Here is a 23,549-nt window from a genome sequence, read left to right on the forward strand (position 1 = left end):
GCAGCGCGTAACAGCGCATACGTACCGAACAACAGGTACCGCACAACAGGTACCGAACAACACGTACGAACACCGACAGACGTTTCCCACCGCACAACCGACGGGTTTCCGTTCCCAGGCGAGGAGCTGAACGGCCGATGTCGAACGAGCAGAAGCTTCGGGACTATCTGAAGCGGGTGACCACCGATCTGCACCAGGCCAGGCAGCGCCTGCACGAGGTGGAGTCCAGGGAGCGGGAGCCGATCGCCATCGTCGCCATGGCCTGTCGGTTCCCCGGCGGGGTCCGGACACCGGAGGACCTGTGGCGGCTGGTGGCCGAGGAGCGGGACGGGATCGGCCCCTTCCCGGAGGGCCGTGGCTGGGACGCCGACGCGCTCTTCGACCCCGACCCGGAGCGGCACGGGACGACGTACATCAGCGAGGGCGGCTTCCTCTACGACGCCGACCTGTTCGACGCGGACCTGTTCAACATCAGTCCGCGTGAGGCGCTGGCCATGGATCCGCAACAGCGCCTGCTGCTGGAGACCGCCTGGGAGACCTTCGAACGGGCGGGCATCGCCGCCGAGTCGCTGAAGGGCAGCCCGACCGGGGTGTTCGCGGGGGTGATGTACCACGACTACGCGGCCCGGCTGCACGCCATCCCCGAGGGGCTCGAAGGGTTCCTCGGCAACGGCAGCTCCGGCAGCGTCGCCTCCGGCCGGCTCGCCTACACCTTCGGCCTCGAAGGCCCGGCGGTCACCCTCGACACGGCGTGCTCGTCCTCACTGGTGGCACTGCACCTGGCCTGCGAGGCGCTGCGCCGGGGGGACTGCGAGCTGGCGCTCGCGGGCGGGGTCACGGTGATGTCCACGCCCGGGGCGTTCGTCGAGTTCAGCAGGCTGCGCGGGCTGGCACGTGACGGCCGCTGCAAGTCCTTCGCCGCCACGGCCGACGGCACCGGCTGGTCGGAAGGGGTCGGGCTGCTGCTCGTGGAGCGGCTGTCCGACGCCCGGCGCAACGGTCACCCCGTGGTGGCCGTCGTGCGGGGATCGGCACTGAACCAGGACGGCGCCAGCAACGGCCTCACCGCCCCCAACGGTCCCTCGCAGCAGCGCCTGATCCTGCGGGCGCTGGCCGACGCGGGACTCTCCACCGAACACGTCGACGCCGTGGACGCCCATGGAACGGGGACCCCGCTCGGTGACCCCATCGAGGCCCAGGCGCTGCTGGCCACCTACGGCCGGGACCGGGCGGCGGACCGGCCCCTGTGGCTGGGCTCGCTGAAGTCGAACATCGGGCATACGCAGGCGGCGGCCGGTGTCGGCGGTGTCATCAAGATGGTGATGGCGATGCGGCACGGTGTGCTGCCGAAGACGTTGCATGTGGAGGAGCCGACGCCGCATGTGGACTGGTCGTCGGGTGCGGTCTCGCTGCTGACGGAGGCGCGGGAGTGGCCGGAGACGGACGGCCGGCCGCGCCGGGCGGCCGTGTCGTCCTTCGGTATCAGCGGCACCAACGCCCACGTCATCCTCGAACAGCCGCCGGCTCCGGCCGAGGAACAGCCGGTGGTGAGCCGGGTCCCGGCCCCAGCCACCGCGCTGCCCTGGGTGATCTCCGGCGGGAGTGCCGACGCCCTGCGCGAACAGGCCGCCCGGCTGGCGTCGTTCCTCGACGAGGTGGAGTGCGGAGAGACGGACGGCATCGGTATCGGTGCCGCCGTTGCCCCCGTTGACCTCGCGTATTCGCTCGCCACCTCCCGCAGCGCCCTCAGCCACCGCGCCGTGCTGTTCGGACGTGAGGCGGCCGACATCCGCGAAGCCCTGGAGGCGTTGGCGTCCGGTGGTGGTGCGGCTGGTGTGGTGTCTGGTGTGGCGGGTGCTGGGAAGCCGGTGTTGGTGTTTCCGGGGCAGGGGTCGCAGTGGGTGGGGATGGCGGTGGATCTGCTGGGGGCTTCGCCGGTGTTTGCGGGGCGGATGGCGGAGTGTGAGCGGGCGTTGTCGGCTCATGTGGATTGGTCGTTGACGGGGGTGTTGGGTGATGGGTCTGCGTTGGGGCGGGTGGATGTGGTGCAGCCGGTGTTGTGGGCGGTGATGGTGTCGTTGGCGGCGTTGTGGGAGTCCTTCGGTGTGGTGCCGGGTGCGGTGGTGGGGCATTCGCAGGGTGAGATTGCGGCGGCGTGTGTGGCGGGTGGGTTGTCGTTGGAGGACGGGGCGCGGGTGGTGGCGCTGCGCAGCCGGGCGTTGACGGCACTGGCTGGTGGTGGGGGGATGGTGTCGGTGGCGGTGTCGGCCGACGACGCGGTTGAGCTGTTGGAGCCGTGGGGTGGCCGGGTGGGCGTGGCGGCGGTTAATGGGCCGTCGTCGGTGGTGGTGTCCGGGGATGCGGCGGCGCTGGATGAGGTGGTGGCCGAGTGCCGCCGGCAGGGTGTGCGGGCGCGTCGGGTCGAGGTGGACTACGCCTCGCATTCGGCGCATGTGGAGGTGTTGCGGGAGCGGTTGCTGGAGGAGCTGAGCGGGATCGCTCCGGTGCGTTCCCGGGTGCCGTTCTTCTCCACGGTGACGGGCGAGTGGCTCGACACCGAGCAGTTGGATGCCGGGTATTGGTATCGGAATCTGCGGGAGACGGTGCGGTTCGGCACGGCGACCGAGGCGTTGCTGGGGCGGGGTTTCGGGGTGTTCATCGAGGCCAGCGCGCATCCGGTGCTCGCGGTCGGCGTGCAGGAGAGCATTGACGCGGCGGGTGCGGAGGCGGTGGCGCTGGGCTCGCTGCGCCGGGACGAGGGTGGCCTGGATCGTTTCCTGGCCTCGGTGGCGGAGGCGTACGTCCACGGTGTCGCCGTCGACTGGTCGTCGTTGTTCGAGGGTGCGCGGCGGGTCGATCTGCCGACGTATGCCTTCCAGCGGCAGCGCTACTGGCTCGACGCACCCGAGCTGTCGGGTGACGCGGGGAGCTTCGGCCTCGGCGGGGCCGGGCATCCGATGCTGGGCGCGGTGATGAGCATGCCCGGCGAGGACTCCGTGGTGTTCACGGGACGCCTGTCGCCACGGTCGCATCCGTGGCTGGCGGACCACGTGGTCATGGGCCGCGTGCTGCTGCCGGGTACAGCCTTCGTCGAGTTGGCCATGCGCGCCGGTGACGAGGTGGGCTGCCCCCGCATCGACGAGCTGACCCTCGAATCCCCCCTGGTCCTCCCGGACCACGGCGGCGTTCTCCTCAGCCTGACCGTGGCCGAGCCGGACGAGAACGGACGCCGTCACCTGGCCGTCTACTCGCGCGCGGAAGACGCGGGGCACAGCGGAACCGATCAGCCCTGGACCCGTCACGCGAGCGGAGTGCTGACCCCCGACACCGCCGACGACGCGTTCGAGCTCACCTCCTGGCCGCCCGAAGGCGCCACGCCGGTGGATCTCGACGGCCTCTACGACGGTCTGTCCGAGCACGGCCTGGCCTACGGACCTGTGTTCCAGGGCCTCCACACGGCGTGGCGGCGCGGTGAGGAGGTCTTCGCCGAGGTCCGGCTGACTGGCGGCGGTGGCGCTGACGGTGACGCTGGCGCTGGCGGTGACCGTAGTGGCGGTGACGGCAGCGGCGGCGACGCGACCGGGTTCGGCCTGCACCCCGCCCTGCTCGACGCGGCCCTGCACACGGCGGCCCTCGCGGACACCATGGCGGGCTCCGCGCAGGTGCGCCTTCCGTTCTCCTGGAGCGGTGTCGAACTGCATGCCGTGGGCGCGTCCGCACTTCGTGTCCGGCTCACGCCGACCGGCCCCGACACGGTGTCCCTACGTGCGGCCGACAGCACCGGCAGGCCGGTGGCCTCGGTGGATGCCCTCACGCTGCGGGCGGTCCGAGCGGACGCCCTCGGCGGCGGCCACCGGGCCGTCGAGGACTCCCTCTTCCGCGTCGACTGGACCCCGCTGCCGACCGCCGCAACATCCACTGCGGACACACCGGCCGTCGACGTACCGGCTTCTGACGTACCGGCTTCCGACGGACCCGCGGCCGGCGGTTACCTCACGGTGGGCTTCCCGGAGCGAGCCGACGAGGACTTCCCCTCCCTGCGCGCCCTCTCCGACGCGATCGCCGCCGGAACGACCGCCGCCCCCGATGTGGTGCTGGCCCGGTGCGACGGCGGAAGCCCGTACGACGCCACCTCCCGCGCCCTCGCCCTGCTCCAGACCTGGCTCGCGGATCCGAACTTCGCCGCCTCCCGGCTGGCCCTGGTGACACGGGGTGGCGTGACCGTCGACGAGCGGCGTTCCGTGGCCGACCTGGGCGCGGCCGCCGTCTGGGGCCTGGTCCGGTCCGCCCAGTCGGAGAGCCCGGACCGCTTCCTCCTCGTGGACGTGGACGTGGACGAGGCTGACGCCCCCGACGCCTTCTGGCCCGCCCTGCCGGCCGCGCTCGCCACCGGCGAACCGCAGCTGGCCCTGCGGGCGGGGAAGGCGTGGGCGCCCCGGCTGGTCCGGGCGTCCTCGGACGGCACGCTGACGCTGCCCGTGCGTACGGAGGCCGAGGGCGCCTGGCGGCTGGACACCATCAGCAAGGGCACCTTGGACAACGTGGCCTTCGTCGACTCCACCGCCGCCGAGCGGCCGCTGGAGCCTGGTCAGGTCCGGCTCGAGATCCGTGCCGCGGGTCTCAACTTCCGGGATGTGCTGCTCACCCTCGGCATGGTCGACCAGGACGGCCTGGGCGGTGAGGCCGCCGGGTACGTCCTGGAGGTCGGCCCCGGGGTGACCGGTTTTGCCCCCGGCGACCGGGTGTTCGGGATGTTCCCGGCGTCGATCGGGTCGGTGGCGGTGGCGGACCAGCGGATGCTGGCGCGGATTCCGGCCGGCTGGTCCTTCGCGGAGGCGGCGTCGGTGCCGGTGGTGTTCTTGACCGCGTATTACGGGCTGGTGGATCTGGCGGGGTTGGGGTCCGGTGAGTCGGTGTTGGTGCATGCGGCCGCTGGTGGGGTGGGGATGGCGGCGGTGCAGCTGGCACGGCACGTGGGCGCGGAGGTGTGGGCCACGGCGAGTCCGGCCAAGTGGGACGCGCTGCGGGAGCTGGGACTGGACGACGATCACATCGCGTCCTCCCGAAGCCTGGAGTTCGAGCGGCGGTTCCTCGGGGCCACGGGCGGCCGGGGCATGGATGTGGTGCTGAACTCCCTCGCGGGCGAGTACGTGGACGCCTCGCTCCGACTGCAACCACGCGGCGGCCGGTTCCTCGAGATGGGCAAGACCGACAAGCGGGATCCGGACGACGTGGCCGACCGGCATCCAGGCGTCACCTACCGCGTCTACGACATCCAGGAAGCCGGTCCTGAGCGGATCGGGGAGATGCTGGCCGCGTTGATGTCCCTGTTCCGGGAGGGTGTGCTGCGGCCGCTTCCGGTGACGACGTGGGACGTACGCCAGGCCGTGGACGCGCTGCGTTTCATGAGTCAGGCGCGGCATGTGGGCAAGGTGGTGCTGACGGTTCCGGCGCTGCTTGATGGCCGGGGTGCGGTGCTGGTCACGGGCGGTACGGGTGTGCTGGGCGCCTTGGTGGCGCGGCATTTGGTGGCGGTGCGGGGTGTGCGTCGGTTGGTGCTGACCAGTCGGCGGGGTATGGCGGCGCCGGGTGCGGAGGAGCTGTGCGCCGAGCTGTCGGCCCTGGGCGCCGAGGTGTCCGTGGTGGCGTGTGATGTGGCGGACCGTGCGGCGCTGGCGGAGGCCATCGCCACCGTAGGCAACTTGACCGGAGTCGTGCACGCGGCGGGTGTCCTGGATGACGCGGTGGTGGAGTCGCTGACCCCCGAGCGGCTGGAGGCGGTCCTGCGTCCCAAGGTGGACGCCGCCTGGCATCTGCATGAGCTGACCCGTGACATGGATCTGTCGGCGTTCGTGCTCTTCTCTTCGGCGGCCGGAACCCTCGGGGGCCCCGGGCAGGCGAATTACGCGGCGGCGAACAGCTACCTGGACGCGCTCGCCCAGCACCGCAGGGCCCACGGCCTGCCCGCCCAGTCCCTCGCCTGGGGCCTGTGGCAGGAGGCCAGCGGCATGACCGCGCACCTCGACGACGCCGACATCAGCCGGATGACGCGCGCCGGGATGGCCCCCCTGGCCACGCAGGACGCTCTGGACCTGTTCGAGGCCGCGCTGGCCCGTGGACACGCGGTCCTGCTCCCCCTCCACCTCGACGTGGCCGCGCTCCGCAGGACGGGTGCGCTCCCCGCGCTGTTCCAGGGGCTGGTACGCAAACCGTCCCGGCGCGTCGCCGCGTCCGGTGACGCCACCGGCGCCGGGGGCTCGGCGCTGCACCGCCGGCTGGCCGCCGCGTCCGAAGCCGAACGCCGGCGCATCCTGCTGGACCTGGTACGCGCCGACGTGGCCGCCGTGCTCGGGCACACCTCGCAGGAAGCCGTGGACGCGACGAAGGCGTTCAAGGAGCTGGGCTTCGACTCGCTCACGGCCGTGGAACTCCGCAACCGGCTGAACGCCGCCACCGGGCTGCGGCTGCCCGCCACCCTCGTCTTCGACCACCCCTCACCGAACGCGCTGGCCCAGCACCTGCGCGCCGAGTTGCTCGGTGCGGAGGACGTCACCGAGGCCACGGCGGTGGCCGTCGCCGATGACGACCCCATCGCGATCGTGGCGATGGCCTGCCGCCTCCCGGGCGATGTGGAGTCGCCCGAAGACCTGTGGCGGCTGGTGGCCGAGGGCCGTGACGGGATGACCGCGTTCCCCACCGACCGGGGCTGGGACATGGACGCCCTGTACCACCCGGACCCCGACCACCCCGGTACCTCGTACGTCCGCGAGGGCGGCTTCGTGAACGGCGCCGGAGACTTCGACGCGGAGTTCTTCGGGATCAGCCCGCGTGAAGCGCTCGCCATGGACCCGCAGCAGCGGCTGCTGCTGGAGGCGTCGTGGGAGGCGCTGGAGCGGGCCGGGATCGACCCCGCCTCGCTGCGCGGCAGCCACACCGGAGTGTTCGTGGGGGTCAGCGGTCAGGAGTACGCGGCACTGGTCCAGCAGGCGGCGGAGAGCACCGAGGGCTATCTGCTGACCGGTACCTCGGCGAGTGTGGTGTCCGGGCGGGTGGCGTACACCTTCGGCCTGGAGGGTCCGGCGCTGACGGTGGACACGGCGTGCTCGTCGTCGCTGGTGGCCCTGCATCTGGCCGCCCAGGCGCTCCGGAAGGGCGAGTGCTCGATGGCGCTGGCCGGCGGGGTCGCGGTGATGGCCACACCGGGCGCCTTCGTGGAGTTCAGCAGGCAGCGCGGGCTCGCGGCGGACGGCCGGTGCAAGGCGTTCGCGGCCGCCACGGACGGCACCGGCTGGGGCGAGGGCGTCGGTGTCCTGCTGGTGACCCGGCTGTCGGAGGCGCGGCGGCGTGGGCTTCCGGTGCTGGCGGTGGTGCGGGGCAGTGCGGTCAACCAGGACGGTGCGAGCAATGGGCTGACGGCGCCCAACGGTCCGTCGCAGCAGCGGGTGATCCGGCAGGCGCTGGCCGGCGCCGGGCTGTCGCCGGACGAGGTGGACGCGGTCGAAGCACATGGCACCGGGACGACGCTGGGCGATCCGATCGAGGCGCAGGCGCTGCTGGCCACCTACGGCCGGGACCGGGCGGCGGACCGGCCCCTGTGGCTGGGCTCGCTGAAGTCGAACATCGGACATGCGCAGGCGGCAGCCGGTGTGGCCGGTGTGATCAAGATGGTGATGGCGATGCGGCACGGTGTGTTGCCGAGGACGTTGCATGTGGATGCGCCGACGCCGCATGTGGATTGGTCGTCGGGTGCGGTGTCGCTGCTGACGGAGGCGCGGGAGTGGGCGGTGGAGGATGGCCGGCCGCGCCGGGCCGGGGTCTCGTCCTTCGGGGTCAGTGGGACCAATGCGCATGTGATTCTTGAGCAGGTTGCCGAGGCCGATGACTCCCAGGTGGTGGTGGGTTCGGCCGAGGGCGGTGGTCCGGTGGTCTGGGCGGTGTCGGCGGTGAACGCTGAGGCGTTGCGTGGGCAGGCGGAGCGTTTGGTGTCGTGGGTGGATGAGCGGCCTGGGCTGAGGGCGAGGGATGTGGGGTGGTCGCTGGTTTCCTCGCGGGCGGCGCTGGCTGAGCGGGCGGCGGTGGTGGGCCGTGATCGGGATGAACTGCTGCACGGTCTGCGGGCGTTGGCGTCCGGCGGTGCTGGGGCTGGTGTGGTGTCTGGTGTGGCGGGTGCTGGGAAGCCGGTGTTGGTGTTTCCGGGGCAGGGGGCGCAGTGGGTGGGGATGGCGGTGGATCTGCTGGGGGCTTCGCCGGTGTTTGCGGGGCGGATGGCGGAGTGTGAGCGGGCGTTGTCGGCTCATGTGGATTGGTCGTTGACGGGGGTGTTGGGTGATGGGTCCGCGTTGGGGCGGGTGGATGTGGTGCAGCCGGTGTTGTGGGCGGTGATGGTGTCGTTGGCGGCGTTGTGGGAGTCGTTGGGTGTGGTGCCGGGTGCGGTGGTGGGGCATTCGCAGGGTGAGATCGCGGCGGCGTGTGTGGCGGGTGGGTTGTCGTTGGAGGACGGGGCGCGGGTGGTGGCGCTGCGCAGCCGGGCGTTGACCGCACTGGCTGGTGGCGGCGGGATGGTGTCGGTGGCGGTGTCGGCCGACGACGCGGTCGCGCTGCTGGAGCCGTGGGAGGGCCGGGTCGGAGTGGCGGCGGTGAACGGGCCGTCGTCGGTGGTGGTGTCCGGGGACGCGGCGGCGCTGGATGAGTTTGTCGCGGCCTGTGAGGCGGACGGTGTGCGGGCGCGTCGGGTCGAGGTGGACTACGCCTCCCACTCGGCACATGTGGACCAGCTTCACGAGGAATTGCTGGACCGGCTGCGCGGGCTGGAGCCTCGGCCGTCCCGGGTGCCGTTCTTCTCCACGGTGACGGGCGACTGGCTCGACACCGAGCAGCTGGACGCCGCGTACTGGTATCGCAACCTGCGGGAGACAGTGCGGTTCGCCACGGCGACCCAGGCGCTGCTCGACGACGGTTTCGACGTGTTCATCGAGGCCAGCGCGCACCCGGTGCTCGCGGTCGGCGTGCAGGAGAGCATTGACGCGGCGGGTGCGGAGGCGGTGGCGCTGGGCTCGCTGCGCCGCGATGACGGCGGCCTGGACCGCTTCCTGGCCTCGGTGGCGGAGGCGTACGTCCACGGTGTGGACGTGGACTGGTCGTCGTTGTTCGAGGGTGCGCGGCGGGTCGATCTGCCGACGTATGCCTTCCAGCGGCGGCGGTACTGGCTTGATGTGCGTGCGGTGTCGGGTGATGTGTCGGCCGTGGGGCTCGGTGTGGTGGAGCATCCGTTGCTGGGGGCCGTGGTGCGGTCGCCTGACGGTGGGGGTGTCGTGTTGACCGGGCGGTTGTCGTTGCGGTCGCATCCGTGGTTGGCGGATCACGTGGTCATGGGCCGGGTGCTGTTGCCGGGTACGGCCTTCGTGGAGCTGGCGATGCGGGCCGGGGACGAGGTCGGCTGCGGCCGCCTCGAGGAGCTGACCTTGGAGACCCCGCTGCTCGTCCCCCAGGACGGTGCCACCCATCTCCAGGTCACCGTGGCCGAGCCGGACGACAACGGCGTCCGGACGCTCACCGTGTACTCCCGTGCCGAGGACGCCCCGGACGATCAGCCGTGGCTGCGGCATGCCACCGGCCTCGTCGGCCCCGGCGCGGCCACGCCCGAGAGCCCGGACACCCCCTGGCCCCCCGCCGGGGCGGCCCCGGCGGATCTCGACGGCCTGTACGAGCGGTTCGCCGAAGCCGGGCTCGGCTACGGGCCCTCCTTCCGAGGGCTGTCGGCCGCCTGGCGGCAGGGCGCCGAGGTGCTGGCCGAGGTGCGGCTCCCGAGCGGCGCGGACGTCGACGGGTTCGTGCTGCACCCCGCGCTGCTCGACGCCGCGTTGCACGCGATGAGTCTGACCGATCTCCCCCACACTCCCGGGCACGTCCTGCTGCCATTCTCGTGGGAGGGGGTGACCGTCCACGCCGCCGGCGCTTCCGCCCTGCGCGTCCGGGTCACCCGCACCACGTCCGACGGCGTGACGCTGACGGCCACCGACGACACCGGACAGCCGGTGGTCTCGATCGACTCGCTGGTCCTCCGCTCCGTCTCCGCCGATCAGCTGCGCATGACGCGGCCCACGACGGGCAACTCGATGTTCCAGCTGGACTGGGTGGCCGCCCCGTCCGCGACATCGGCCGGCTCCACCGACGGATGGGTGATGCTGGGCGACGCGGACCGAACCGGCGGCGCCCTCGCGCTCCCCACCCATGCGGACCTCGCGTCCCTCGCCGAGGCCATCGGCTCGGGCGCCGAGGCCCCGGACGTGGTCGTCGCCCCCTTCCCCACGGACTCCGATGGCACATCGGGCACCCCGGGCATCCCGGCCGCCCCGGCCGCGACTCATGAGGCGGTCGGCCGGGCGCTGTCGATGGTGCAGACGTGGCTGGGGGAGCGGCGCTTCGACTCGTCCCGACTCCTGATCGTGACCCGCCGTGCGGTCGCCACCGGAGCACACGAGGACGTCGAGGATCCCGCGGCCGCCGCCGTGTGGGGCCTGGTGCGTTCGGCACAGTCGGAGAACCCGGGCCGGTTCGTCCTGGCCGACGTCGATGGCGGTGCCCCCTCATGGGCCGCGCTGGCCACCGCCGTACGGACCGAAGAACCGCAAGTGGCCGTACGAGCCGGTGAGGTGTCCCTGCCCCGGCTGGCCCGGTGGGGCGGCGACGGCACACTGACCGCGCCCGTGGGGGAGCCGTCCTGGCGGCTGGAGGTGACCGAGAAGGGCACCTTGGACGGTCTGGCGCTGGTCCCCCGGCCAGAGGCCGCCGAGGAGCCGCTGGGTCCTGGTCAGGTGCGGCTCGGGATCCGTGCCGCCGGTCTCAACTTCCGGGACGTACTGCTCACCCTCGGCATGGTCGACCAGGAAGGACTGGGCAGCGAGGGCGCGGGCGTGGTCCTCGAAACGGGCCCCGAGGTCGTGGGGATCGCCCCCGGCGACCGGGTGTTCGGCCTGTTCCCGGCGTCGATCGGGTCGGTGGCGGTGGCGGACCAGCGGATGCTGGCGCGGATTCCGGCCGGCTGGTCCTTCGCGGAGGCGGTGTCGGTGCCGGTGGTGTTCCTCACCGCGTATTACGGGCTGGTGGACCTGGCGGGGTTGGGGTCCGGTGAGTCGGTGCTGGTGCATGCGGCCGCTGGTGGGGTGGGGATGGCGGCGGTGCAGCTGGCGCGGCATGTGGGCGCGGAGGTGTGGGCCACGGCGAGTCCGGCCAAGTGGGACGCGCTGCGGGAGCTGGGGCTGGACGACGATCACATCGCGTCCTCCCGGGACCTGGAGTTCGAGCAGCGGTTCCTCGGGGCCACGGGTGGCCGGGGCGTGGATGTGGTGCTGAACTCGCTCGCGGGCGAGTACGTGGACGCCTCGCTGCGGACGCTGGCCGACGGCGGCCGGTTCCTGGAACTGGGGAAGACGGATGTGCGCGAGGCGGCCGAGGGCTACCGGGCGTACGACCTGATCGAGGCCGGTCCCGAGCGGATCGGGGAGATGCTGGCCGCGCTGATGTCCCTGTTCCGGGAGGGTGCGCTGCGGCCGCTCCCGATCACCACGTGGGATGTGCGGCGCTCGCGCGAGGCATTCCGTTTCATGAGCCAGGCCCGGCATGTGGGCAAGGTGGTGCTGACGGTTCCGGCGCCGCTCGACGGCCGGGGCACGGTGCTGGTCACGGGCGGTACGGGGGTGCTGGGCGCCTTGGTGGCCCGACACCTGGTGGCGGCGCGGGGTGTGCGCCGCTTGGTGCTGACCAGTCGGCGGGGCATGGCGGCGCCGGGTGCGGAGGAGCTGTGTGCCGAGCTGTCGGCCCTGGGCGCCGAGGTGTCCGTGGTGGCCTGCGACGCGGCGGACCGCGCGGCGCTGGCGGAGACCATCGCGAACGTAGGAGACTTGTCCGGGGTCGTGCACGCGGCGGGTGTCCTGGACGACGCGGTGGTGGAATCACTGACGCCCGAGCGGCTGACCACAGTCCTGCGTCCCAAGGTGGACGCGGCCTGGCATCTGCACGAGCTGACCCGTGACATGGATCTGTCGGCGTTCGTCCTCTTCTCCTCGGCGGCCGGGACCCTCGGTGGCCCCGGACAGGCGAATTACGCGGCGGCGAACAGCTATCTGGACGCGCTCGCCCAGCACCGCAGGGCCCACGGCCTGCCCGCCCAGTCCCTCGCCTGGGGCCTGTGGCAGGAGGCCAGCGGCATGACCGGCCACCTGGACCGCACCGACCTCCGGCGGATGGGCGGCTCGGGTGTGACCGGACTGTCCAACGACGAGGGCCTGGCCCTCTTCGACACCGCCCTCGCCGCCGAACGGGCGCAGCTGTTCCCGATCCGGCTGAACACCTCCGAGTTGCGTGCGGGGGCCGAACTGCTGCCCCCGTTGCTGCGCGGCCTGACCCGGGGGCCCGGGTCCGCGCGCAAGGTGCTCACGGGTGCCGAGGCGTCCGCCGACCGGTCCGCCCTGCCCCGCCGGCTGGCCGCGCTGTCGGCGGGGGAGCGGCACAGCCTGCTGATGGACCTGGTGCGGGACCAGGTGGCCGCCGTTCTCGGCCATGCCTCACCGGACACCGTCCAGGCCAACAAGGCGTTCAAGGACATCGGGTTCGACTCGCTCACCGCCGTCGAACTCCGTAACCGGCTGAACGCCGCCACCGGGCTGCGGCTGCCCGCCGCCCTCGTCTTCGACCACCCGACCCCCGCCGCGCTGGCCCGCCACCTGTTGGCGGAGCTGGTGACGGACACCGAGCCGCAGGATGACCCCGACGGGACGGAGGCCCGGGTCCGGCAGGCGCTGGCCGCCATTCCGCTGACCCGCCTCCGGGACGCCGGGCTGATGGACACCCTGCTGGAACTCGCCGGACTGTACGGGGAGTCCCCACTGTCCGGGAACGGCAACGGGAACGGGACCGGTGCCGGTGCCGGTGCCGGAAACGGCAGCGAGGCCGGAAACGGCGACGAGGCCGGGAACGGCAACGGGACCGGGGCCGGAGCGGCCGAGGACCAGGACGGCCGTATCGACACCATGGACACCCAGAGCCTCATCGCATTCGCCCTGCAACAGTCCGAGTCCTGAACGCGCTCGACCAGCGGAGACCGTGATGACCACACCGAACAACGAACTCGTCGAGGCGCTTCGGGCATCCGTCAAGGAAGTCGAGCGGCTTCGGCAGCGGAACCGCCACCTCACCGAGACCGCTCGTGAACCCCTGGCGATCGTGGGCATGAGCTGCCGTTTCCCCGGTGACGTCCGGTCCCCGGAGGACCTGTGGCGGCTCGTGGAAGCCGGCGGTGACGCGATGGGCCCGCTGCCGGACGACCGGGGCTGGGACCTGGACGCGCTCTACAGCCCGGACCCGGACCGGCCCGGGACGAGCTATGCCCGCGAGGGAGGATTCGTCCGCGACGTCAGCGACTTCGACGCCGCGTTCTTCGGGATCAACCCCCGCGAGGCGCTCGCCATGGACCCGCAGCAGCGGCTGCTGCTGGAGACGTCCTGGGAGGTGTTCGAACGGGCCGGGATCGACGCCACCGCCTTGCGCGGCAGCCGTACGGGGGTGTTCGTCGGCGCCGCCCAGCTCGGGTACGGGTCCGGGGCAAACACGGTGGACGACGAGGTGGAGGGCTATCTGCTGACCGGGGGAGCGGCCAGCGTGGTCTCCGGCCGGGTGGCCTACACCCTGGGGCTGGAGGGCCCCGCGGTGAGCGTGGACACCGCGTGCTCGTCCTCCTTGGTGGCGCTCCATCTGGCCTGTCAGTCGCTGCGGCAGAACGAGTGCTCGATGGCGCTGGTCGCCGGGGTGTCGGTGATGTCGGTGCCGACGATGTTCGTGGAGTTCAGCAGGCAGCGGGGGCTGGCCGCCGACGGGCGGTGCAAGGCGTTCTCGGCCGCCGCGGACGGTACGGCCTGGGGCGAGGGAGTGGGCGTGCTGCTGCTGGAGCGGCTGTCCGACGCGCGCCGGAACGGCCACCGGGTGCTGGCGGTGGTGCGGGGTACGGCCGTCAACCAGGACGGCGCCAGCAACGGGCTCACGGCCCCCAACGGGCTGGCGCAGCAGCGGGTGATCCGGCAGGCGCTGGCCGCCGCCCAGGTGTCCGCCGACTCCGTCGACCTGCTGGAGGCGCATGGCACGGGCACCGCGCTGGGCGATCCCATTGAGGCGCAGGCGCTGCTGGCCACGTACGGCCAGGACCGGCCGGCCGACCAGCCGCTGTGGCTCGGCACGGTCAAGTCGAACATCGGCCACACGCAGACCGCCGCCGGTGTGGCCGGGGTCATCAAGGCGGTGATGGCCATCCGCCACCGTACGCTGCCGAGGACGTTGCACGCCCAGGAGCCGACCCCGCATGTGGACTGGTCGGCCGGCGCGGTGTCGCTGCTGACCGAGCCGCTGCCGTGGCCGGACACGGGACGCCCCCGGCGGGCCGGTGTCTCGTCCTTCGGCATCAGCGGCACCAACGCCCACGTGATCGTCGAACAGGCGCCGGACGCACCGTCTCGGGAGGAAGCGGGCCCGGCCGTCGGCCACGACCGCGCCGAGGGCACTGATGGCGCCGACCGCGCCGACGGTACGGTGCCGACGCCGCTGCCCTGGATTCTGTCGGCCAGGAGCGACCAGGCCCTCCGGGCCCAGGCGGAGCGGCTGCGCGCCGTACTCGACGACCACCCCGAGGCCCGCCCGGCCGACATCGGCGTGGCGCTGGCCACGCTCCGGGCCGGGCTGGAGCGGCGGGCCGTGCTCTTCGCGACGGACGAGGAGGGGTTCCGGCGGGCGCTGGACACCTTCGCGGCGGGCGAGCCGGACCCGGACACCGTGACGGGCACGGTCGTGGAGGGCGAGTGCGCCTTCCTCTTCCCTGGTCAGGGGGCCCAACGCGGCGGCATGGGGCGTGAGCTGTACGCGACGTACCCGGTGTTCGCCGAGGCGTTCGACGCGGTCTGCGAGCGGCTGGAGCTGGAGCGGCCGCTGAAGGACGTGGTGTTCGGCGCCGACCAGGAACTGCTGGACCGTACCGAGTACGCGCAGCCCGCCCTGTTCGCCGTCGAGGTGGCGCTGTTCCGGCTGCTGGAGTCCTGGGGGGTGCGCCCCGACTATCTGCTGGGGCATTCGGTCGGCGAACTCGCGGCCGCCCATGTCTCCGGCGTCCTCTCCCTCCCCGACGCCTGCCGGCTCGTCGCGGCGCGCGGGCGGCTGATGCAGGCGCTGCCGCCGGGCGGGGCGATGGTGTCGGTACGGGCCGGCGAGGCCGAGGTACGCGCGTCGCTGACCGGCTCTGACCAGGTCGCCATGGACCGGGTCGCCATGGACCGGGTCGCCATCGCGGCCGTCAACGGCCCGCACGCCACGGTGATATCGGGCGCCGAGGCGGAGGTCGCCGCTGTCGCCGCGCACTGGGAGGCGGCCGGCCGCCGGGTGAAGCGCCTGCGGGTCAGCCACGCCTTCCACTCGCCGCTCATGGACGCGATGCTCGAGCCGTTCCGCCGGGTCGCCGAAAGCGTGTCGTACCAGCCCCCGCGGATCGCGATCGTCTCCGACCTGACCGGCCGCGTCGTCGGCGCGGCCGAGATCGGCACGGCCGACTACTGGGTGCGGCACGTCCGCGAGTGCGTACGGTTCCACGACGGTCTGAGCCGACTGGACGGCCAGGGCGTCGCCACCTTCCTGGAGCTGGGGCCGGCCGGAGTCCTGTCCGCCATGGGCCAGGAGTCCGTCTCCGCGTCCTGTGCGCTGATTCCGCTGCTGCGCGAGGGCCGGCCGGAGGCCGACTCCGTGTGCTCGGCCGTCGCCGCCGGCCATGTGCGGGGTGTCGCGGTGGACTGGACGGCGCTGCTGCCCGCCGCGGCCCGGCGGGTGGACCTGCCGACCTATCCCTTCCAGCGGCAGCGCTACTGGCTGGACGGCGGAGCCCCGGCAGGCGACGCCACCGCGCTCGGGCTGAGTTCGGCCGGACATCCGCTGCTGGGCGCGGCCGTGACACCCGCCGACCACGACGGGCTCGTGCTCACCAGCCGGTTGTCCTTGGCGGGACAGCCGTGGCTCGGCGGCCATGTGGTCGGCGACACCGTCCTGTTGCCGGGGACCGCCTTCGCCGAGCTCGCGCTCCGGGCGGCCCAGCTGACCGGTTGCGACCGCCTGGACGAACTCGCCCTGGAGACCCCGCTCGTCCTGCCCCGCGAGGGATCGGTCCAGCTCCAGCTGACGGTCGGTGCGCCCGACGACCGGGGGCGGCGGCCGCTGGAGGTCTACTCCCGCCCCGGCGCCGCGACGGTCGGCCACGAGGCGGACGGCCAGGACGCGGGCGGCTGGACGCGGCACGCGCGCGGAGCCGTGGCGGCCACACGCGAGGCGGCCACGGACACCCCGGACACGTACGCCTGGGCCTCGGCCTGGCCACCGCCGCACGCGGAACCGCTCGACGTGACCGCCCTCTACCCGAGGCTCGCCGAGGCGGGCTTCCACTACGGCCCCGCGTTCCGAGGGGTACGGGCCGCCTGGGCGGCCGGTGACGACATCTACGCCGAGGTGGCCGTTCCGGAGGAGCACCGGACCGAGGCCGGGCGGTACGGCCTCCACCCCGCCCTGCTCGACGCCGCGCTGCACCCGGTCTCGCTGCTCGCCGAACCCGGCCGGGCGGCGCGCCTGCCGTTCCTGTGGACCAAGGTACGGCTGCACGCGGCCGGCGCCGACACCGTCCGTGTCCGGCTGTCCCCCTCGGCCGAGGACGCTCTGTCGCTGGAGGTGGCGGACGAGACGGGAGCGCCGCTGCTCTCGGTGGGGGCACTGCTGTTCCGGGAGGTGTCCGAGGAGCAGCTGGCCGGTGCGGCGCGGGCCGGACTCCGCGGTGCGCTGTTCCGGAATTCGCTTTTCCGGACGGTGTGGTCCCCGGTCGAGGTGGCCACCGGGGACGTGGCCACCGGGGACGTGGCCACCGTTCCGGACATGCGCATGTGGGACGACGAGGTGGCCTCGGCAGGACCGCCGCCGGACGTGGTGGTGGTCCCCGGCCTCGTCTCCGGCCCCGGCGATCCGGCCACCGCCGCGCACACCGTCACCGGACAGGTGCTGGCGGCGCTCAGGTCCTGGCTGTCCGACGAACGGTTCGTCGGCACCCGGCTCGCCGTGGTGACCAGCGGTGCGGTCGCGGTGTCGGAGGAGGAGACCGCCGACCCGGCCGGGGCGGCGGTCTGGGGGCTGGTGCGGTCGGCGCAGTCCGAGCACCCGGGCCGGATCGTCCTCGTGGACCTGGCCGGACGCGGCGACGTGCACGGCACGCGACTTCCGGACACCCTGGCGGCCGTACTGGCCTCCGGCGAGCCGCAGATGGCCGTACGCGGCGACACGCACCTGGTCCCACGCCTGCACCGGGTGCCGGCGCCGGAAGGCGAGGACACGTTCGATCCCCGGGGTACGGCGTTGATCACGGGTGGTACGGGTGCGTTGGGTGCGGTGGTGGCGCGGCATTTGGTGGTGGGGCGTGGGGTGCGGCGGTTGGTGTTGGTGAGTCGGCGGGGGTTGGCTGCGCCGGGTGCGGTGGGGTTGCGGGATGAGTTGGTGGGGTTGGGTGCTGAGGTGTCGGTGGTGGCGTGTGATGTGGCGGATGGTGGGGCGTTGGCGGAGGTCGTCGCGGGTGTGGGGGATTTGGCGTGGGTGGTGCATGCGGCGGGTGTGCTGGATGACGGTGTGGTCGGTGCGCTGACGGCGGAGCGGCTGGGTGCGGTGTTGCGTCCGAAGGTGGATGCGGCGTGGCATTTGCATGAGCTGACGCGGGAGATGGATCTGTCGGGGTTCGTGTTGTTCTCGTCGGCGTCCGGCACGTTGGGTGGTCCTGGGCAGGCGAACTATGCGGCTGCCAATGCGTTTCTGGATGCTTTGGCGGGGTGGCGCCGGGCGCGGGGCCTGCCCGCGCTCTCCCTCGCCTGGGGCACCTGGGAACAGGGCGGGGGCATGGCCGGGGAGCTCTCGCGGGCGGACACCGAGAGGATGCGGCGCGCCGGGCTCGGCGCGCTGTCCGCCGACGAGGGCCTCGCCCTCTTCGACGCCGCCCTCCCCGCGCAGAACTCCGTACCGGGCTCCCTACCGGGATCAGCGCAGGATTCCGTACTGCTGCCGATGCGGCTGGACACCGCCGCGCTGCGCCGGCACGCGGACGCCGTCCCGCCGCTGCTGGCCGACCTCGCCCCCGCGCCGATGCGGCGTGCGGGCCGGGCCGCCTCCGGCAGCGCGCTACGGGACCGGCTGCTCGCCCTCCCCGCCGACCAGCGGGAACCGGCCCTGCTCGACGTCGTCCGCCAAGAGGCCGCCGGGGCGCTGGGACACCGCTCCGCCGACGGCATCGACCCCCTGCGTCCGTTCGGCGAGCTGGGTTTCGACTCGCTGACCGGCGTGGACCTGCGCAACCGGCTCAACGAGGCCACCGGACTCCTCCTGCCGGCGACGCTGGTGTTCGACTACCCGACGCCCGCGGCGCTGGCGGCCCAGCTGGGTGCGGAGCTCTTCGGTGAGGATGTGGATGCCGTGGCGGCGTTGCCGCCGGGTGCGGTGGCGGCGAGTGATGAGCCGTTGGCGATCGTGGGGATGGCGTGCCGTTTCCCGGGCGGGGTGGAGTCTCCCGAGGGTCTGTGGGACCTGGTGGCCACCGGCGGCGACGGGATCTCCGTGTTCCCGGTGGACCGGGGCTGGGACACCGAGGCTCTCTACGACCCGGACCCGGGGCACTGGGGCAAGAGCTATGTGCGCGAGGGCGGCTTTCTCTACGGTGCCGCGGAGTTCGATGCGGAGTTCTTCGGTATTTCGCCGCGTGAGGCGGTGGCGATGGATCCGCAGCAGCGGTTGTTGTTGGAGGTGGTGTGGGAGGCGTTGGAGTCGGGTGGGTTGGTCCCGGGCGAGCTGCGCGGGCGTGATGTGGGCGTGTACGCGGGGGTGATGTATTACGACTACGCCTCCCGGCTGGGGGCCTTGCCCGAAGGCGTCGAGGGCTATGTGGGCACGGGGAATACGGCCAGTGTGCTGTCGGGGCGGGTCGCCTACGCGCTGGGATTCGAGGGCCCGGCGGTGACGGTGGATACGGCGTGCTCGTCGTCGTTGGTGGCGCTGCATATGGCCGGTCAGGCGTTGCGGGCGGGGGAGTGCTCGATGGCAGTGGTGGGTGGGGTGACGGTGATGTCGTCGCCTGCGACCTTTGTGGAGTTCAGCAGGCAGCGGGGGCTGGCTGCCGATGGGCGGTGCAAGTCGTTTGGGGCGGGTGCGGACGGGACGGGGTGGTCGGAAGGTGTGGGCGTGTTGGTGGTGGAGCGGTTGTCCGATGCGCGTCGGAAGGGGCATCGGGTGTTGGGGGTGGTGCGGGGTAGTGCGGTGAATCAGGACGGTGCGAGTAATGGGTTGACGGCGCCGAATGGTCCGTCGCAGCAGCGGGTGATTGGGCAGGCGTTGGTGAGGGCGGGTGTGGGTCCGGATGGGGTGGATGTGGTGGAGGGGCATGGGACGGGGACGGTGTTGGGTGATCCGATTGAGGCGCAGGCGTTGTTGGCGACGTATGGGCGGGGGCGGTCGGTTGATCGGCCGTTGTGGTTGGGGTCGGTGAAGTCGAACATCGGTCATGCGCAGGCGGCTGCGGGTGTGGCGGGTGTGATCAAGATGGTGATGGCGATGCGGCACGGTGTGTTGCCGAGGACGTTGCATGTGGAGGAGCCGTCGCCGCATGTGGATTGGTCGTCGGGTGGGGTGTCGTTGCTGTCGAAGGCGCGGGAGTGGCCGGAGGTGGAGGGCCGGCCGCGTCGGGCGGGTGTTTCGTCCTTCGGGATCAGTGGCACCAACGCCCACGTCATCCTCGAACAAGCCCCCGAAACGGAACCCGCACCCGCGCCCGAAACCAAAACTGAACCCGGAACCGAACCCGGAACCGAACCCGAAACCATTGAGCCACCGGACCGGAACGGCACCCGGCCGGTCGTCCCCCTTCTGCTCTCCGCACGCTCCCCCCAAGCCCTCCGCCGACAGGCGCTCCGGCTGCGCGACCACCTCATCGCCCGCCCGGAGCTGCGGCCGGTCGACGTCGGGTGGTCGCTGGTGTCCACGCGGAGCCGCTTCCCCTTCCGGGCGGCGGTGGTGGCCGCCGAGCGCGCCGAAGTCCTCCAGGGCCTGTTGGCGCTGCACGACGACCTGCCCGCCGCGAACACCTTCCACGCGACCGCGGCGGCGGCCGGCGCCGGCGGCGGGACGGCCTTCGTCTTCACCGGCCAGGGCGCACAACGCCCCGGCATGGGGCGGGAGTTGTACGAGACGTACCCCGCGTTCGCCGAGGCGTTCGACGCCGTGTGCGACCGGATTCCGCTTCCCCTCAAGGACGTGGTGTTCGGAGCCGACCAGGAGCTGCTGGACCGCACGGAGTACGCCCAGCCCGCCCTGTTCGCCGTCGAGACCGCCCTGCTCCGGCTGCTGGAGTCCTGGGGCGTCCACCCCGACTGCGTCATGGGCCACTCCCTGGGCGAGCTGACCGCCGCCCACGCCGCCGGGGTCCTCGACCTGGACGACGCCTGCGCCCTGGTGGCCGCCCGTGCCCGGCTGATGCAGGCCGCGCCGGACGGCGGCGCCATGGTGGCGATCCGGGCGAGCGAGGAGGAGGTGACGGAGACGCTGGTGGGGCTGGAGAGCTTCGTGAGCATCGCGGCCGTCAACGGCCCGGCCGCCACGGTCGTCTCCGGCGACCTCGACGCCGTACTGGACATCGCCGACCAATGGATTGCCGAGGGGCGGCGCACCCGGCGGCTGAGGGTCAGCCACGCGTTCCACTCGCCGCACATGGACGGCATGCTGGACGACTTCCGCGCCGTCGCCGCCGGGCTGACCTACCGGCCGCCGCGCATCCCCCTGGTGTCCAACCTCACCGGGGCGCCGGTGTCCGCCGAGGAGGTGTGCTCGGCCGGCTACTGGACCCGGCACGTCCGGGAGACCGTACGGTTCCACGAGGGCGTGCGGTCGCTGTACGACGGCCTGGGCGTACGGACCTGTCTCGAACTGGGCCCGGACGGCGTGCTGTCGGCGATGGCCCAGGACTGCCTCGCCGACGCGGCGGACGACACCCTGCTGGTGCCCGTCCTGCGAAGCGGCCGCCCCGAGGCCGAGGCCTTGGTCGCCGCGGTGTCCCAGGCGTCCGCGCACGGCGTCGGCGTGGACTGGTCCGGGCTGTTCCCGGGGGCACGCACGGTGGAGCTGCCGACCTACGCGTTCGCCCGTGACCGCTACTGGATGCGAGAGGGCCGGGCGGCCCGGCCGACACCCCCGGAACGGGAGAACCGCTTCTGGGCGGCCGTGGAGGGCGGCGACCTCGAGGCGCTGGCCGAGGCGCTGGGCGTCACGGACCCGGACGGACGCGCCGCACTCGACACGGCGCTCCCCGCACTGTCGGCCTGGCGCACCCGGGACCGTGCCCAGGCCCTCCGCGGCGGCCTGCGGTACCGAACCGGCTGGCAGCCCCTCCCCGCCCTCGACACCTACGGCCCGCCCGCCCTCGACGGAACCTGGCTCCTCGTGGTGCCTGAAGACCGGCGCGTGGATGCCGTTCCGGGCGTGGGTATCGCCTCGGGCGTGGGTATCGCCCCGGGTGCGGGTGCCGCGCTGAGCACGGATGCCACCCCTGGCGCGGGCGCTGCTCCGGCCGAGAGCACCGCCCTCGGAGCAGGTGCTGTCCCGGGCGTGGGCGTCGCCCCGGGTGCGGGTGCCGCGCCGCGTACCGATGCCACCCCTGGCGCGGGCGCTGCTCCGGCCGAGAGCACCGCCCCGAGTGCGGGCGCTGTCCCCGGCGCGGATGCCGCTCCGGCCGGGGACGGTGCTCCGGTCAGGAACGGCGCCCCGGCCGGGGGCGATGTCCTGGACGTGGACGACATGGTCCGGCGTCTGGTCCGGGGCCTGGAGCGGCACGGGGCGCAGGTGCGGCTGGTGACGGCGGACGGCGGCTCGCTCACCGAGTCCCTGAAGGCCGCCTCGGCCGACGCGGTCAGGGGGCTGGTGGCCCTGCCCGAGACCAAGACCGAGACCGGGGCCTGGGCCGTGGACCTGGTCCGGGCGGCGGACGAGCTGGGACTGGAAGCCCCCTTGTGGTGGCTGACCCGCGGCGCCGTCCGGGTCGCCCCGTCCGAGCCCGCGCCCTCGGCCCCGGCGGCGCTGCTGTGGGGGCTCGGCCGGGTGGCCGCGCTGGAGCACCCCGAGCGGTGGGGCGGTCTCGTGGACCTCCCCGAGCGGCTCGACGGACGTGCGCTCACCCGGCTGTGCCGCGTCCTGACCGGCTCGACCGACGAGGATCAGGTGGCCATCCGCTCCGCCGGAGCCCTCGGCCGCCGTCTGGTACGTGCGGACGCCGAGCCCACGGAGAGCACAGAGAACAGCACCGGGAACAGCACAGAGAACAACGCCGGGAACAACGCCGAGCGGCTGCCGTGGAATCCGGCCGGGACGACCGTGCTGGTGACCGGCGGGGCCGAGGGCGTGGGCGTGCACATCGCCCGCTGGCTGGCGGCCGAGGGCGCGCGCCATCTCGTCCTGACCGGGGACGGCTCGGATCCGCACGGTCTCGCCGCGGAGCTCGGCGCCTCCGGTGTACGCGTCACCGTCGCCTCCTGCCCGCTGGACGACCGCGACGCGCTGGCGCGTCTGCTGGCGGAGTACCCGCCGGACGCCATCGTCCACACCGAGGGGGTGGTCGAGGACCGCCCGGTCGCCGGGCTCCCCGGCGGACGGTACGACGACTGGGTGTCCGGCCCGCTGGCCGGTCTGACCCATCTGTACGAGCTGGCCGAGACCCTCGAACTGTCCGCCTTCGTCGTCTTCTCGTCCCTCACCGGCATGGTGGGCGGTGTCGGACAGGCGGTACGGGCGATGACGGACGCGTACGGGGACGCCCTGGCCGGGCGGCGCGCGGCTCGCGGGCTGCCGGTCACGTCGGTGGCCTGGGGGCCGTGGAGCACCGACGCGCTCGCCGACCGGCTACGGGAACTGGGGCTCGGCTCCCTGGAACCGGCGGAGGGGATCGCGGTGCTGCGCCGGACGATCGGCGGCGGTGCGGAAGGGACCGTGCTCGCGGCCGCCATCGACTGGAAGCGGTTCGGCGAGGTGTTCACCACCGCCCGCCCCAGCCGGCTGTTCGACCTGCTGCCGGAGTTCGCGGACGCGCGGGAGCCCGGGGCCCTCGGTGCGCCGGCCGGTCCGCGGACGGTGGCACCGGAGCTGCGGGAGGCGTCCGGGCCGGAGCGCGAGCGGATGCTGCTCGATGTGGTGCGCGCACACGCGGCCGCCGTCCTGGGCCATGCCTCGGCGGAGGAGGTGGACGGCGAGCGGGGGTTCCTGGAGATGGGGTTCGCCTCGCTCGGGGCGATCGAGCTGCGGGACCGGCTGACGGCCGCCACCGGGCTGACCCTGCCCGCGACGGTGGTCTACGACTGCCCGACCCCGGTCGCCCTGGCCGGGTATCTGAGCGCGGAGCTGACCGCCACCGCCGGACCGGGCGCCGGGGAGTGAACGACGGAGAGGGGCCCGTGGACACCATTGTCCAC

The 23,549-nt window shown here is 73.0% G+C and carries 2 protein-coding genes; both read left to right on the forward strand.

Features of this window, described 5'->3' with window-relative positions:
* The first annotated feature begins 176 nt into the window (after positions 1-176).
* A complete protein-coding gene (locus PS467_RS23875; RefSeq protein WP_432280756.1) occupies positions 177-13,079 on the forward strand; it encodes a type I polyketide synthase in 12,903 nt (4,300 codons plus the stop codon).
* A 25-nt stretch (positions 13,080-13,104) separates the two neighbouring features.
* Positions 13,105-23,514, forward strand: a complete 10,410-nt coding sequence (locus tag PS467_RS23880; RefSeq protein ID WP_311036957.1) for an SDR family NAD(P)-dependent oxidoreductase — start codon at positions 13,105-13,107, stop codon at positions 23,512-23,514.
* Positions 23,515-23,549: the final 35 nt, after the last annotated feature.

Source organism: Streptomyces luomodiensis, assembly GCF_031679605.1.
In the GTDB taxonomy this organism is placed as follows: Bacteria; Actinomycetota; Actinomycetes; order Streptomycetales; family Streptomycetaceae; genus Streptomyces; species Streptomyces luomodiensis.

Excerpts from the sequence above, each read along its gene's own strand:
- PS467_RS23880 (WP_311036957.1), top strand. The coding sequence starts at position 13,105 with ATGACCACACCGAACAACGAACTCGTCGAGGCGCTTCGGGCATCCGTC.